General features: G+C 70.4%; 13 protein-coding genes. 5 read left to right on the forward strand and 8 right to left on the reverse strand.

Features of this window, described 5'->3' with window-relative positions; all coding sequences use genetic code 11:
* Positions 1 to 27 precede the first annotated feature (27 nt).
* From ABZS69_RS32125 to ABZS69_RS32135, 3 genes are read right to left on the reverse strand one after another with little or no spacing between them, the layout of a single operon-like run.
* Positions 28 to 792: a 3-oxoacyl-ACP reductase gene (locus ABZS69_RS32125; protein ID WP_355379071.1), complete on the reverse strand. Its 765-nt coding sequence runs from the start codon at positions 790 to 792 to the stop codon at positions 28 to 30.
* Between the two features lie 6 nt (positions 793 to 798).
* Positions 799 to 2,142, reverse strand: a complete 1,344-nt coding sequence (locus tag ABZS69_RS32130) for an aldehyde dehydrogenase family protein (RefSeq protein ID WP_355379072.1) — start codon at positions 2,140 to 2,142, stop codon at positions 799 to 801.
* Positions 2,143 to 2,151: 9 nt separating this feature from the next.
* Complete coding sequence (locus tag ABZS69_RS32135) at positions 2,152 to 3,522, reverse strand: glutamine synthetase family protein (RefSeq protein WP_355379073.1); 1,371 nt, start codon at positions 3,520 to 3,522, stop codon at positions 2,152 to 2,154.
* A gap of 125 nt (positions 3,523 to 3,647) precedes the next feature.
* Between ABZS69_RS32135 and ABZS69_RS32140 the strand changes: the two genes are divergently transcribed.
* From ABZS69_RS32140 to ABZS69_RS32155, 4 genes are read left to right on the forward strand one after another with little or no spacing between them, the layout of a single operon-like run.
* A complete protein-coding gene (locus tag ABZS69_RS32140) occupies positions 3,648 to 4,352 on the forward strand; it encodes an FCD domain-containing protein (protein WP_355379074.1) in 705 nt (234 codons plus the stop codon).
* A gap of 46 nt (positions 4,353 to 4,398) precedes the next feature.
* The gene (locus tag ABZS69_RS32145) at positions 4,399 to 5,154 is read left to right on the forward strand and encodes a hypothetical protein (protein WP_355379075.1); all 756 of its coding nucleotides are present in this window, start codon (positions 4,399 to 4,401) and stop codon (positions 5,152 to 5,154) included.
* A 3-nt stretch (positions 5,155 to 5,157) separates the two neighbouring features.
* Entirely contained in the window at positions 5,158 to 5,481 is a 324-nt protein-coding gene (locus tag ABZS69_RS32150; protein ID WP_355379077.1) for a hypothetical protein, read from the forward strand.
* A complete protein-coding gene (locus tag ABZS69_RS32155) occupies positions 5,481 to 6,173 on the forward strand; it encodes a nucleotidyl transferase AbiEii/AbiGii toxin family protein (protein ID WP_355379078.1) in 693 nt (230 codons plus the stop codon). Before ABZS69_RS32150 ends, ABZS69_RS32155 begins: the two co-directional genes overlap by 1 nt.
* Here the strand turns inward: ABZS69_RS32155 and ABZS69_RS32160 are convergent.
* The 5 genes from ABZS69_RS32160 to ABZS69_RS32180 all read right to left on the reverse strand — a co-directional run bounded on the left by ABZS69_RS32160 (position 6,140) and on the right by ABZS69_RS32180 (position 11,897).
* The gene (locus ABZS69_RS32160) at positions 6,140 to 6,940 is read right to left on the reverse strand and encodes an SGNH/GDSL hydrolase family protein (protein WP_355379079.1); all 801 of its coding nucleotides are present in this window, start codon (positions 6,938 to 6,940) and stop codon (positions 6,140 to 6,142) included. The two genes, ABZS69_RS32155 and ABZS69_RS32160, sit on opposite strands and share 34 nt — an antisense overlap.
* 103 nt (positions 6,941 to 7,043) lie before the next feature.
* Positions 7,044 to 7,619 (reverse strand): PadR family transcriptional regulator, encoded by a 576-nt coding sequence (locus ABZS69_RS32165; protein WP_355379080.1) that lies wholly within the window; start codon positions 7,617 to 7,619, stop codon positions 7,044 to 7,046.
* Positions 7,620 to 7,679: 60 nt separating this feature from the next.
* Positions 7,680 to 9,173 carry a High-affinity nickel-transporter gene (locus tag ABZS69_RS32170; protein WP_355379081.1) on the reverse strand — a complete coding sequence of 498 codons (1,494 nt, stop codon included), beginning with the start codon at positions 9,171 to 9,173 and terminating at the stop codon, positions 7,680 to 7,682.
* Positions 9,170 to 10,369, reverse strand: coding sequence for a tetratricopeptide repeat protein (locus tag ABZS69_RS32175; RefSeq protein ID WP_355379082.1), 1,200 nt, complete (start codon positions 10,367 to 10,369; stop codon positions 9,170 to 9,172). Before ABZS69_RS32175 ends, ABZS69_RS32170 begins: the two co-directional genes overlap by 4 nt.
* Before the next feature lie 151 nt (positions 10,370 to 10,520).
* The gene (locus tag ABZS69_RS32180) at positions 10,521 to 11,897 is read right to left on the reverse strand and encodes a DUF4331 domain-containing protein (RefSeq protein WP_355379084.1); all 1,377 of its coding nucleotides are present in this window, start codon (positions 11,895 to 11,897) and stop codon (positions 10,521 to 10,523) included.
* A gap of 228 nt (positions 11,898 to 12,125) precedes the next feature.
* Here ABZS69_RS32180 and ABZS69_RS32185 point away from each other — a divergent pair, with 228 nt between their 5' ends.
* Positions 12,126 to 13,832 (forward strand): ABC transporter ATP-binding protein, encoded by a 1,707-nt coding sequence (locus ABZS69_RS32185; RefSeq protein ID WP_355379085.1) that lies wholly within the window; start codon positions 12,126 to 12,128, stop codon positions 13,830 to 13,832.
* The last annotated feature ends 29 nt before the right edge of the window (positions 13,833 to 13,861 follow it).

Consider the following 13,861-nt stretch of genomic DNA (forward strand, 5'->3'; position numbering starts at 1 on the left):
ATATGACCCCCGAGAACCAGAACAGAGCTACAGCGGCGTGACGTAGGCGCCGGAGATGCCCCCGTCCACCAGGAACTCGCTACCCGTGATGAACGACGCGTCGTCGCTGGCCAGGAACGCCACCGCCGCCGCGATCTCCGAGGCCTCGGCGAAGCGCCCCACGGGGATGTGCACCAGCCGCCGCTGCGCCCGCTCGGGGTCCTTGGCGAACAGCTCCTGCAGCAGCGGCGTGTTCACCGGCCCCGGGCACAGCGCGTTCACCCTGATGCCCTCCCGGGCGAACTGCACGCCCAGCTCGCGCGACATCGCCAGCACGCCGCCCTTGGACGCCGTGTAGGAGATCTGCGAGGTCGCCGACCCCATGACGGCCACGAACGACGCGGTGTTGATGATCGAGCCCTTGCCCTGGCGCCGCATGTACGGGATGGCGTGCTTGCAGCAGAGGTAGACGCTGGTCAGGTTCACCTCCTGGACCCGGCGCCAGGCGTCGATGCCGGTCTCCAGGATCGAGTCGTCCTCGGGCGGCGAGATGCCGGCGTTGTTGAACGCGATGTCGACGCTGCCGTAGGTGTCGAAGGCGGTCTGGAACATCCTGGCGACGTCGTCCTCGTCGGTGACGTCGGCCTTGACGAAGAGGCCGCCGACCTCGTTCGCGGCCTTGACGCCCGCCTCCTCGTCGACGTCCACGCAGACGACCTTCGCGCCCTCCTCGGCGAACCTGCGGGCCGTGGCCAGCCCGATGCCGCTGCCCGCGCCGGTGATGACGGCCACCCGATCCTGCAAACGCTGCACTTTGTGTCACTCCCAGGAGATGAAGACGTTCTTGGTCTCGGTGAACGCCGCCAGGGCGTCAGGGCCGAGCTCCCTGCCGAGACCGGACTGCTTGAAGCCGCCGAAGGGGGTCCAGTAGCGGACCGACGAGTGCGAGTTCACCGAGAGGGCGCCCGACTCGACGGCCCTGGCCACGCGGAGCGCCCGCCCGACGTCGCGGGTCCAGATGGAGCCGCTCAGGCCGTACGGGGTGTCGTTCGCGATGCGGACGGCCTCCGCCTCGTCCTCGAAGCGCACCACGGACACGACCGGCCCGAAGATCTCCTCGGTGAAGGCGGGGTCGGTGAGCTCAGGAGTCAGCACGGTCGGCGGGAACCAGTAGCCCCTGCCCTCGGGGCAGGACCCCTGCAGGTAGGGGGTGCCCTGGACGAAGCCGCGCACCCGGTCGAGGTGCTCGGCGCTGATCAGCGGGCCCATCTCGGTGCCCTCGTCGAGCGGGTCGCCGACCTTGACGCCCCGTACGGCCGCCGCCAGGCGCTCCATGAACTCGTCGTACACCTCGGCCTGGACGAGGAGGCGGGAGCGGGCGCAGCAGTCTTGTCCCGAGTTGTCGAAGACCGCGTACGGCGCCGTCCTCGCGGCCTTGTCGAGGTCCGCGTCGGCGAAGACGATGTTCGCGGACTTGCCGCCCAGCTCCAGCGTGACCCGCTTGACCTGCCGCGCCGCCTTGGCGGCGATCTCCTTGCCCACCTCGGTCGAGCCGGTGAACACGATCTTCGCCACACCGGGATGCTCGACGAGCCGGGCCCCCGCGACCTCCCCTGCCCCAGGCAGCACCTGGAGCACCCCCTCGGGGAGGCCCGCGGCGAGGGCCAGCTCAGCCAGCCTCAGCGCGGTCAGCGGGGTCCATTCGGCCGGCTTGACGATCACCGTGTTGCCGGCCGCGAGCGCCGGGGCGACGCCCCAGGTCATGATCACCATCGGGAAGTTCCACGGCACGATGACGCCGACGACGCCCAGCGGCTCCTGGAACGTGATGTCCACGCCGCCCGCCACCGGGATCTGCCTGCCGTGGTCGCGCTCGGGGGCGCCGGCGTAGAAGTGCAGCACGTCGCGTACGTTCCCGGCCTCCCACCGGGCGTTCCCGATCGGGTGCCCGGCGTTGGCCAGCTCCAGCCGCGCCAGCTCGTCGCCGTGCTCGTCCACCAGGTCGGCGAACCTGCGCAGCAGCCGCGCCCGATCCCCTGGCGAGACCTGGCGCCAGGTCTCGTACGCGGCCCTGGCACGCTCCACGGCCCGGTCCACCTCGGCGGCGTCGGCCAGCTCGACGTCGGCGAGGACGTCCTCCGTCGCCGGATTAACGATCTTCATGCGCTTCTTTCACATCCGCTCGAAACCACGGAACAGCTCCCAATCCGTCACCGCCGCGTCGAACGCGGCCAGCTCCACCCGCGCGTTGTTCGCGTAGTGCTCGACCACGTCCTCGCCGAACGTCTCGCGGGCCAGCTTCGACCCCTCGAACAGCGCCAGCGCGTCCCGCAGCGTGTGGGGCACGGTCTCGGCGCCGGAGTCGTAGGCGTTGCCCTCGAAGGCGCCCTCCAGCGGCAGCTCCTGGTCGATGCCGTGCAGCCCGGCCGCGATCAGCGCGGACACCGCGAGGTACGGGTTGACGTCGCCGCCCGGCACCCGGTTCTCCACGCGCAGCGACAGGCCGTGGCCGACCAGCCGCAGCGAGCAGGTGCGGTTGTCCACGCCCCACTTGACGGCCGTGGGCGCGAAGCTGCCGGGGACGTAGCGCTTGTAGGAGTTGATGTTGGGCGCGTACAGGAGGGTGAGCTCGCGCAGGCAGGCGAGCTGCCCGGCGATGAAGTGGGCGCCGAGCGGGGAGAGCCCGTACGGCCCCTCGCCCGCCATCACCGGATCACCGTCGACGCCGCGCAGCGAGATGTGGATGTGGCAGGAGTTGCCCTCGCGCTGGTTGGGCTTGGCCATGAAGGTGATCGACTTGCCCTCCTGGGCGGCGATCTCCTTGGCGCCGTTCTTGTAGATGACGTGGTGGTCGCAGGTCCTGAGCGCCTCGTCGTAGCGGAAGGCGATCTCGTGCTGGCCCAGGTTGCATTCGCCCTTGGCGGACTCGACGTACAGGCCGGCGCCTTCCATGCTCCGCCTGATCTGCCTCAGCAGCGGCTCGATGCGGGCGGTGCCGAGCAGCGAATAGTCCACGTTGTAGAGGTTGGCGGGCGTCATGTCCCGGTAGGCGCGCTTCCAGGCGTCCTCGTAGCCGTCCTCGTAGACGATGAACTCCAGCTCGGTGCCCACGTACGCGGCCAGCCCGCGCTCGGCGAGGCGGGCGAGCTGCCTGCGCAGGATCTGCCGGGGAGAGGCGGTCACGTCGCCGCCGCCCTCCCAGGCGAGGTCCGCCATCAGCATCACGGTCCCCTCGTGCCACGGCACCCTGCGCAACGTCGCGAGGTCCGGCTTCATCACGAAGTCGCCGTAGCCCCGCTCCCAGGACGACATGGCGTAGCCGCCGACGGTGTTCATGTCCACGTCGACGGCGAGCAGGTAGTTGCACCCCTCGGAGCCGTGGTGCAGCACCTCTTCGAGGAAATAGCGGGCGGACAGCCTCTTGCCCTGCAATCTGCCCTGCATGTCGGCGATCGCGAGGAGCACGGTGTCGATGCGCCCGAACGCCACCTCGTCGCGTAGCTCGCTGACGGAAAGGAACCCGGTGCTCGATCGCTCGCTCACGCTATCCCCGCTCCGATCTGGTCAGAGGCGCTTTCCCGTTGATTGGGCTAGTCTTAGACCATTGATGTGTATGGCGGGATCGGTTGTCAAGACCTGAGGACACGTTGGACGAGTCGGCGCGTTTAATGACGGTGTTGCGCCCGGTGCGGGCCGGCAACGCTTTCGAGGAGACCGTGGAACGGCTGCTCCAGGCGATCAAGCTCGGGGTGGTCCCGCCCGGCGACAAGCTTCCGCCGGAGCGGGAGCTGGCCGTGCGGCTCGGCATCAGCCGGGTCACCCTGCGCGAGGCGATCCGCGCGCTCTCGGACGCGGGCTACCTCGACGTGCGGAGAGGCCGCTACGGGGGGGCTTTCGTCACGTACGTCCCTCCCAAACCGGGCGCTGGCGACCTGCGGCAGGTCGTCGCGGAGATGGGCAGCGACGACCTGTCGGACGCGCTCACGTTCCGCCTGGCGGTGGAGTGCGGGGCGGCCCAGGTGCTGGCCGTGTCGGATCTCGCGGAGGAGAGGCGGGAGGTGCTCCTGCGGCGGCTGTCGGAGCTGAACGAGGCCCCGCTGGAGGACTACCGCCGCCTCGACACGGCCTTCCACCTGTCCATCGCCGAGCTGACCGGCTCTCCCCTGCTCGCCACGGCGTGCGCGGACGCCCGCTCGCGGGTGAGCGACCTGCTGAACGCGATCCCCATGCTCCAGGTCAACCTGGACCACGCCGCCGTCCAGCACCGGGCCATCGTGGACGCCATCCTGTCCGGCGACCCCGACGGGGCCCGCCGGGCGGTCGCCGAGCATCTGGAGGGCACAGCCGCCCTTTTGCGGGCCTTCCTCGCCTGAGGGCGTAGAAGGGGCATGAGCCCTCGTACCATCTCTTTCTAGAGTCATGGGGAACTGGTTCGAGCACAACATCGTCGCCACAGGACGGCTGCCGCTGTTCTGCTACTTTGTCGCGCTCATCGTGGCCTTCATCGCCACGCGCATCAACGTCCGCCTGATCAGGGCGAAGGTCGGCTGGTTCCGCAATCTGAACATGGGCGAGATGCACATCCACCACGTCGTGTTCGGCGTGGTGCTGATGCTGGTCGGCGGGGTCAGCGGGCTCATCCTCTCCTCCGCCTCGCAGGTCGGCTACGCCGCTGCGGCCTGCGTCTTCGGCATCGGGTCGGCGCTCGTGCTGGACGAGTTCGCGCTGATCCTGCACCTGCACGACGTGTACTGGGAGGAGGAGGGGCGCACCTCGGTGGACGCGGTCTTCATCGCGATCGCCGTCACCGGCCTGCTCCTCATCGGCCTACGCCCCCTGACCTGGGACTACGGCACCCCGGTCAACCCCGCCGCACTCATCGTGGCCAACCTGGCACTCGCCGTCGTCACCCTGCTCAAGGGCAAGATCTGGACGGGGATGGCGGGGCTGTTCGTGCCGCCGATGCTGGTGGTGGGCGCGGTACGGCTGGCCCGCCCCGGCTCCCCGTGGGCCCGCTGGTTCTTCGCCAAGCGGTCGCCGCGCAAGATGGCCAGAGCCATCCACCGGGAGGAACGGTGGCGGCGGCCGGCGATCAGGGCCAAGATCGCCTTCCAGGAGTTCCTCTCAGGGCGTCACGATCTCCCTTCCACGCGGCGCGGCCGTCGGCATACTTGAGCCATGGCGCTTCCTTCGATCTATGAGGGGCTCGAAGAGAAGGTCCCAGACTCCCTGGACGACCTTCGCGGGCCGGTCGACGGCGTGGTCGCCCTGCCGCCGCATCTGGCGTGGTCGGGGCTGACGGAGTTCGACCTGTCCAATTTCAAGCTGCGCCTGTCGATGTACAAGATCGTGATCACCGCCGGTCAGCGGGCCGACTACGAGGCATACCTCAACGCCGATCACCTCGTCACCGACTGGCCGTTGCTGCGGAAGGGGCTGGGGCGCGGCTACCGGCAGGCCTGGGAGCAGAAGCTCGCGTTGCCGCGGGAGACTCTGGCCTGATGCGTTTTCCGCCTTTCCAGGAGCGGCTGCTCCATGCGGTCATGCCTGTCTGCGACCGCTACGGTCTGGTGCTCGCGGGCGGATATGCGATCAAGGCACACGGCTTCACCGACCGGCCCAGCAAGGATCTCGACTTCGCCACGGCGCAGGAGACGCCGCTGGCCGAAGTGGCCGAAGGTGTGTCTGGAGCGTTCCGGAGCGCGGGGCTCAGCGCGCGGATCATCGAAGTCACCCCTCGGATGGGCCGCCTGATGATCGAGGACGGCGTCACCGGTGAGACCTGCGAATTCGACCTTTTACGCGAGGCGCTTCAGGAGCGGCCGGTCACCTTCGGCCTGCTGAAGGTGCTGGCCCTGGAAGACGCGATCGGGCTCAAGATGCGGGCGCTGCATGAGCGCAGCTACGCGCGCGACGTCATCGACATCGCCTCCGTGAGCCACCTCTACGCCTTTCGCGCGCTCGAAAGCCTCGCGAAGGTGCACCACGACGAGTTCTCGCTCTATGAGCTGGCCTCGCGGCTGGAGGTCGTCGACTTCATGGACGACGAGGAGTTCGAGCGCTACGGCGTCGGCGAGACGCGGATCAAGGAGATCCGATGCTTCGCCCTGGCCTGGCTGGAGGACATCAAGCTGCGGCGGGTCGATGACGGCGACGCCGACTACGACGACCCGGATCTCCCCGACCTCGACTGATCGCCGTCGATCACCGGCGTGAGCAGCGGGCGCTTGGCGGTGCGGCCGTCGCCGGAGGAGCGGCCGCGCAGGCGGCGGCCGATCCACGGGCCGGCGAAGGTGGCCAGCCAGCGCATCTCCGCCGAAGCCGCGCGCCAGGCGCCCGGAGTGGGCAGCGGCGGCAGGGGCACCATCCACGTGTCGTCGCTGCCCGGCAGCTCCAGGGCGTGGGCGACGGCGGCGGCGAAGCGGGCGTGCCCGGTCGGGCTCGCGTGCAGCCGGTCGGTGCTCCACATCCGGGCGTCCGTGAAGTCGAGCGCGAACGTGTCCAGCAGCGTGACTCCCGGGCGGGCGGCGGCGGCACGGACGCGGGCGTTGAAGTCGATCAGTCTGGGCCGCAGCGGGCGGGCCATCGGCGCGATCCTGGCCATGTCGGGGAAGGTCATGGTGATCACGTGCACCCCCGCGGCGGTCAGCCGGACGATCATGTCCTCCACGATGCCCGCCACTGTGGCCGCGTCGAAGCCGGGGCGGATGATGTCGTTCATGCCCGCCATGACCGTGACCAGGTCGGGGCGCAGCGCCAGGGCGGCGGGTAACTGCTCGGCCTGGATCTGGGCCGCCTGCCGGCCGCGGACGGCGAGGTTGGCGTAGAGCAGGTCCGGGTTGGCGGCGGCCAGGTGCTCGGCGAGGCGGTCGGCCCAGCCGCGGTGGCCGGTGACGTCGTCGCCGTCCCCGAGCCCCTCGGTCTGGCTGTCGCCGATCGCGACATAACGCGCGTAGGTCATGAGGCGGTCCTTCCGGCCGGGAGGCGGCGCGTGCGGGCTTCGTCGTCTCCGCGTGGGTGGCGCGTGCGGGGGGTGGCTTCGCCGTCTCCGGGTGGACGGCAGGTCATGGTTCCGTCCGTTTCGCGTGGGCGGCGCGTGCGGTCAGCGTGCGGGCGGTCTTCCGGCACCAGTCGCGCATCTCGCGTTCCAGGCGGCAGCCGGCCAGGCCGGAGAGGTAGGGGCCGACGTGCTCGCCCCGGCGCAGGAACGTCTCCTCGTCCAGGTCGCCACGCATGCGCACGAGGGCCTGCTCGAAGAAGGCGAGCTTGACCGCGGCCTCCTCGGCGCGTTCGAGGAGCTGCTCGATCACCGGCGCCGGGTCGACCCGGTCCACGGCGTGCACCTTGACGGCCAGGTCGTCGCGGATGAGCAGGGGCTTGGACGGGGCCGCCGCGAAGGACGCCAGCTCGGCGGCGCCTGACCCGGTGACCGTGAACACCCGCTTGTTGGGGCGGCCCCGCTGGACGACCTCCCGGCCCGCGATCAGCCCGTCGGCCTCCAGTCTGGTCAGCTCGGCGTAGAGCTGCTGGGGGGAGGCGTACCAGAAGTTGGAGACGCCGACGTCGAAGATCTTGGTGAGCTGGTAGCCGCTGTACTCGCCGCCGAGCAGCGCCGCCAGCACGGCGTGCTTCAGGGCCATGAATAGTCATGTCCATGAGTAGTCATGGACATGACTATAAGCGGATGGGGCGTACCGGTGCTAGAGGGTGGCCACCGATCGGAGGGCCAGGCCCGCGCCGAGCAGCACCACCATCGCGGCCGTGCCGACCGGAGCCAGGCCCGAGAGCCTGGCGGCCAGGCGGCGGCCCGCCGAGGCGCGCTGTTCCAGCCGGTCCACCAACTTGACCAGCAGGAGGCCGGTGACGGTGAGGGTGGCGGCCATGCCGATGCCGTACGCGGTCACCAGCGCCACGCCGAACCAGGTGCGGCCGAGCGCGATGGCGCCGAGGAGGACGACGAGGGCCGAGGGGCTGGGCACGAGCCCGCCCGCGATGCCGAGACCCACCAGCCCCGTCCGTTTCGCCACCCGCTCGCCGCCTTGCCCCTCCCTGTGCTCGTGGTCGTCGTCATGGCTGTCGCCGTGGCCGTGCCCATGTCCATGTCCATGTCCATGCCCGTGTCCGTGGCTGTGCAGGGAGGTGCCGCGGCGGGCGTTCAGGAGGAGGCGGAGGCCGATGACGGCGATCAGCGCGCCGCTGGCCACCCCCAGCCACGCCAGCACGGACTCGCCCGCCAGCGCCGTGAACGCGCTCAGCAGCAGCCCCACCACCAGCACCCCGACCGTGTGCGTGGCCGTCACGGTCGCGCCCACCACGAGCGCGTCGCGCGGGCGGCCGCGCCGCCCGGCCAGGTACGCGGCCATGATGGTCTTGCCGTGCCCGGGGATCAGCGCGTGCCCGGCGCCCAGCACCACGGCCAGCCCGACCGCCAGCAGCCCGAGCGGGAGCGTCAGCGAGTCCGAGCCGATCAGCCCGGTGAACGTCCGGTCGAGGGCGGCCAGCGCGTCCCCGATCGGCCCGCCGACGCCGATCCCGCCGGACAGGGTGCCGCCGGGAGCGCCGGAGCCGCCCTGACCGGGCAGGCCCGCGCCGGGCGCGACGGTCATCGTCGCCGTGCGCTGGTCGAGCGGATCGGCCAGCAGGTCCGCGGGGTACACGTGCAGCTCCTTGCTGACACTCACCGACGGCACCGACGAGCGGACCAGGCGCACCCCGTCGCCCACCGCGGTGATCTCCCGCCAGCCGATCCTGTCCTGCTCGAACCCGTCGGTGAACTCCACGGCCCCCGAGGTGCGGACTTCGGCGACGAGCCGGCAGGTCAGGCGGCTGGTCTGGAGGCCCCCTTGGCCGGGCGCGTAGGCGAAGGCGGAGGACTCCACCCGCCACGGCACCGTCCTGCCCGCCACCCCGAGCCGCTGGGCGGCGGCCAGTTCGCCGCAGCGGCGGCCCGCGTACGAGGCGTTCACCTGCGGCTTGGCCTGCAGCGTGGGCAGTTCGGCCGCGTCCACGACGGCGAGGTTGCGCACGTCGGAGGGCGAGATCCGCAGCCCGTTGTAGTGGTTGACGGTGAAGTTGCCCAGCGGGTGCATCACCACGGGCGCCGCGTAGGCCGCGGCGACCAGGACGACGCTCAGGCACAGCGACAGCACGAGGCCCATCGCGACGGACAGCAGGCCGAGCCGGACGACTTTCATGAGAACCTCGCCAATGCGGACAGTGTCGGGTCGAAGCCGGCGTCCACCTTGACGGACCGGCCCAGCGCCTGCTCGATCTTGGCGCGGTGATACTTCAGGAGCGGGTTCTGCCAGCCGGTCGCCGTGGCCTTCTTCGCGTACGGCAGCGCCTCGGCGGGTTTGCCTGCCTTGAACAGGGCCCAGGCGAGGGCGTCGGCGGCGACGAGGTTCGGGTTGCGGGCGTATTCGGCCCTGGCGTGCTCGACCGCCAGCGCCGGGTCCCCGTGGTCGGCCTCGAACTCGGCCCAGGTCAGGTCGTCGCGCACGCCCGCGGCCTGGAACAGCTTGCGCTGCGCCTTCAGCAGGGTCCAGTCGGCGGGCCCGCCCGCCTTGAGCTGCGTCTCGCCCTGCTCGATCAGGTATTGGGGGAGAGGGAGGCGTTCGACGACGGTCCGGTAGAGGTCGAGGGCCTCGGTCAGCCGGCCGCTCAGCGCGGCGGTCCTGGCCTGGCCCGCGAGCGCCGGGGTGTAGCCGGGGTAGGCCCGCAGGGCACTGGCGTACCAGTCGGCCGCCGTGGCCAGGTCGCCGGAGTGGAGGGCCAGCTCGCCCAGGTAGTAGCGGGCGTAGGCGAGGTCGGCCGGCTGCCACGCGTCGTTCTGCGCCATTTCGAGGTACTTGCGGGCTCCGGCCCTGTCGCCGCGCAGCTCGGCCGCGTACGAGGCGCGGGCGAAGGCCGCCACCCCCGGGCGCAGGTCCAGCATCTCGTCCACCGCCCGCCGCGCTCCGCGCAGGTCGCCGAGCTGCGTCTTCGCGTCGGCCAGCACGCCGTAGGCCGGGGCGCCGTACGGGTTGGCGTCGATGGCGCGTTCGGCCAGGCGCACCGCGTCGGCGAACTCGTGGCGGCCGGCGGCCAGCGCCGCCTGACCGGTGAGCACCGTGTCGTCCTCGGACTTCAGCTTGGCGGCCGTGGCGATCGCGCCCTCCGCCTTCGTGTAGTACGACGGGTCGCCGGTGACCCTGGCCTGGTCGACGTACTGGGAGGCGAGCTGGGCCCAGCCGCGGTAGTCGCCCGGCAGGCGCTTGAGCCGCTCCTGCAGCGTCTCGGTGAGCGGTTTGTCCGCCACCGTCCGCGGCGCGGGCGCCGCCGAGAACGAGAAGATCGTGAAGGACAGGGCCCCCAGGAGGGCAAGCCCGGCGAAGATCGCGAAGGCACGCATTTCCAAAGCTCCAGGTGCTGGGAGTTGGCCGGCCGGCCGTGACGGGGACACGGCCGGCCGGCCTCATATCGGCGGCAGACGGTGGGAGACGGGTGGTCTGCCGCCGGGGGCGGACCGGCCCGCTTGGAGAGGGAGCGGGCCGGTCAGGGAGTTATCGCTGGTTCACCGCGACGTTGCTGGGCAGCGGGATGTACGGGAACGACTGGAGCATCGGCTTGTCGTTCTTGTCCACCTTGTCCGTCAGTCCGGGCACGAGCTTGCCGGTCACCGCGGCGCCGGCCACGGCCTGCAGCTCGATGTCCACGACGTCGTCGATCAGGCGGCGGCCGTTCGGGAAGCCCTGCAGGTCGCCGGCCAGCACGCCGAGGCGGTTCGGGTCCTTCGCGGGCGGGATCGACATGTTCAGCCGCAGCATCTCGGCGGGGCGCAGCTTGCCCGCGTCCTTGTTGAGCACCTGCGAGTTCAGGTCGGCCTTGATCGGGCCGTTCTGCTTGGCGATGCCGGTCAGGAAGATCTCGACCAGGTCGCCGCGCGGGGTCGCGGGGGCCTTGATGCCGTAGATGGCCTCCAGCAGCCTGGCCACCTCGGGGTCGGTGACCCGCTTGACCAGCGGGGCCACGTCCGCGTCCTGCTCCGGGGGCAGGGCGTTGAAGGCGTCCTTGAGCCCGGCGGGCGAGACGACCTCGTTGACCAGCGGGTTGCACAGGCGCGAGACCTGCACGTACCTGCTGCCGTTGAACTTGTCGGTGGTCGAGCAGATGCCGATCACGGGGTTGCGCTTGACGTCGCCCTTGAGCGCCAGCTCGGAGGAGGGCACCTGGATGGCCACGCTGTTCACGTTGTAGCCCCTGGTGGTGTCCTGGCCGACCTCGGACAGGTTGCCGCCGTAGAGCAGGTCGAACACGCGCAGGTCCAGGAAGAACGCCTCGTCCGCCTGGCCGGCGAACGTCTTGCCGCCGCCCGGCAGGCTCTTGATGGACTGGGTGCGCAGCGTGCCGTAGTCGGGCATCGAGGCCGGGCCGACGTTGCTCGGCGCGACGATGCCGTCGCTGACCAGCGTCCGGGTGCCGCTGTGGGTGATCTTCCTGAGCGTGTAGCGCTGGCGGAAGAGCAGGTTGGGGTCGTCGAGCGAGGTGACGGGGCCGTTGTTGTACAGGAACGTGGTGTTGCCGCGCTTGTCCTCGTTGCGGAACGTCCACTCGTACGTGATGTCGGGCCGGGCGTCGCCGTTGTTGTCGATCTTTATGTTGTAGCGGGACTTCGTGGCGAACGGGTAGAAGTTCGGGCCGCCGTGGGGCTCCTCGAACGGGATCCAGTTGGCCAGCAAGGTCACCGTGTCGGCCTTGTCAGGGCTCACGAACGCGTACACGTCCGTGTTGTCGTGCTGGGGGTCGCCCGCGATCATGGGAGCCTCGCGGTGCGAGGAAGCGATGCCGGAGTCGGTGCGGAGCACGGCCAACGACGACGCGGCGACTGCTGCGGCGAGGCCAAGTCCGACAAGAGCGCGCCGGTTGATCCGGAGCTCCATTTTCGGTCCTTTCGAAGGGCTGATCGTTTACTTCGAGGTTCCGGCCGGGTTCCTCGACGCCCTATTCGTCCGCGGGGCGGCTCCGGATGTCGTCTCCTCCTCAAGAATGAGGGTCAACGAAAGTTGACATACTTAGGTCGTCAATTTAGGTTGACCATGTCGAAGTGGTGCGGATCGCGCGGTCCCGTTCGTTGAAGCAAGTCGAGACATGTCGTGGAAGGAGATGTGGTGGTCAAGGAGTTGCTCGCCTACGTCCGCCCGCACCGGAAGGTCCTGCTTCTGGGTGGGCTGCTGGGCTTGATCGGCTCGGTGGCGGGCCTCGCGATGCCGTTGCTGGCCAAGTACGTCGTCGATGCGTTCGGCAAGGCAGGCTCGATGACCGGGCCCTTGTTAGGACTCACCGTGGCGGTGCTGGTCGGCGCGGTCGTGTCGGCCGCCGGAAGCTATCTGATGGAGCGTACGGGCGAGGGCATCGTGCTCAGCGCCCGGCGCAAGCTCGTCGACCGAATGCTGCGGCTCAAGGTCGCCGACGTGGACCGGCTCAAGCCCGGCGACCTGCTTTCGCGGGTGACCGGTGACACGACGCTGCTGCGCGCGGTGCTGACCAACGGGATCGTCGAGTCCGTCAGCGCCGCGTTCATGCTGGTCGGGGCCATCGTCATGATGGCGACCATGGACGGCGTGCTGCTGCTGGTCACGCTGCTCGTGGTGGTGGTGATCGGCGGGCTCGTCGCGCTGATCATGCCGAAGATCCAGCGCGCGCAGACCCACGCCCAGGAGGCCGTGGGCGAGATGGGGGCCGTGCTGGACCGGGCGCTGCAGGCGTACCGGACCGTCAAGGCCAGCGGCGCGGAGGAGCGGGAGATCGCGGTGGTGGGCGACGCGGCGGTGCGCGCCCGCGACCGGGGGCTGCAGGTCGCCGGGTGGACGTCGCTCGCGGGAGTGGCGACGTGGATGGCGGTGCAGATCGCGTTCCTCGCCGTGCTGGCCGTCGGCGGGTCCAGGGTCGCGTCGGGCACGCTCGAGGTGTCGTCGCTGATCGCGTTCCTGCTGTACCTGTTCTACCTGGTGCCGCCGATCGGGCAGCTCGTCCAGGGCGGCGTCCAACTCCAGCAGGGGCTCGCCGCGATGAAGCGGATCAAGGAGATCGAGAACCTGCCCGCCGAGCCGGTCAGCCCCGCCGTCCCGGGGGCCGCCGAGCCGGTCGGGGTGACGTTCCAGGACGTGGTCTTCCAGTACGGCGACGACCGGCCGATCGTGCACGACGGGGTCAGCTTCGAGGTGCCGCCCGGCGGGCTGACCGCGTTGGTGGGGCCGTCGGGCGCGGGCAAGTCGACGGTGTTCGCGCTGATCGAACGCTTCTACGACCACCAGAGGGGGCTGATCACCATCGGCGGGCGCGACATCCGCGACTGGCCGCTGGGCGAGCTGCGGGCCGCCCTCGGGTACGTCGAGCAGGACGCGCCCGTGCTGGCCGGCACCCTCAGGGAGAACCTGCTCTTCGCCGCCCAGGACGCCACCGAGGACGAACTGCGCCGGGCCGTCGCCCGCACCCGCCTCGACGACCTGGTGGAACGGCTGCCCGAAGGGCTGGAGACGCCGGTCGGACACCGCGGCGTGCTGCTGTCGGGCGGCGAGCGCCAGCGCGTCGCCATCGCCAGGGCGCTGCTGCGCAAGCCCCGGCTGCTGCTGCTCGACGAGGCCACCTCCCAGCTCGACGCGGTCAACGAGCTGCGGCTGCGCGAGGTCATCGCCGAGGTGGCCGCGGAGACGACCGTGCTGGTGATCGCCCACCGGCTGTCCACCGTCACGAACGCGGACCGGATCGTGGTCATGGAAGGAGGCGGCGTACGGGCGGTCGGGACGCACGACTCGCTGGTCGGGGAGGACGAGCTCTACCGGGAACTGGCAGCCACCCAGTTCCTCGTCAGCTGACCGTCGTAGGTGCAGACTCTGCAGTCCGA

The organism is Nonomuraea sp. NPDC005650, from assembly GCF_040605375.1.
Classification (GTDB): domain Bacteria; phylum Actinomycetota; class Actinomycetes; order Streptosporangiales; family Streptosporangiaceae; genus Nonomuraea.

What these genes read in the sequence shown, in the direction of transcription:
- ABZS69_RS32140 (WP_355379074.1), top strand. Translation starts at nt 3,648, where the DNA reads ATGACGGTGTTGCGCCCGGTGCGGGCCGGCAACGCTTTCGAGGAGACC.
- ABZS69_RS32145 (WP_355379075.1), top strand. Translation starts at nt 4,399, where the DNA reads ATGGGGAACTGGTTCGAGCACAACATCGTCGCCACAGGACGGCTGCCG.
- ABZS69_RS32160 (WP_355379079.1), bottom strand. Translation starts at nt 6,940, where the DNA reads ATGACCTACGCGCGTTATGTCGCGATCGGCGACAGCCAGACCGAGGGG.
- ABZS69_RS32150 (WP_355379077.1), top strand. Translation starts at nt 5,158, where the DNA reads ATGGCGCTTCCTTCGATCTATGAGGGGCTCGAAGAGAAGGTCCCAGAC.
- ABZS69_RS32130 (WP_355379072.1), bottom strand. Translation starts at nt 2,142, where the DNA reads ATGAAGATCGTTAATCCGGCGACGGAGGACGTCCTCGCCGACGTCGAG.
- ABZS69_RS32155 (WP_355379078.1), top strand. Translation starts at nt 5,481, where the DNA reads ATGCGTTTTCCGCCTTTCCAGGAGCGGCTGCTCCATGCGGTCATGCCT.
- ABZS69_RS32175 (WP_355379082.1), bottom strand. Translation starts at nt 10,369, where the DNA reads ATGCGTGCCTTCGCGATCTTCGCCGGGCTTGCCCTCCTGGGGGCCCTG.
- ABZS69_RS32180 (WP_355379084.1), bottom strand. Translation starts at nt 11,897, where the DNA reads ATGGAGCTCCGGATCAACCGGCGCGCTCTTGTCGGACTTGGCCTCGCC.
- ABZS69_RS32170 (WP_355379081.1), bottom strand. Translation starts at nt 9,173, where the DNA reads ATGAAAGTCGTCCGGCTCGGCCTGCTGTCCGTCGCGATGGGCCTCGTG.
- ABZS69_RS32165 (WP_355379080.1), bottom strand. Translation starts at nt 7,619, where the DNA reads ATGGCCCTGAAGCACGCCGTGCTGGCGGCGCTGCTCGGCGGCGAGTAC.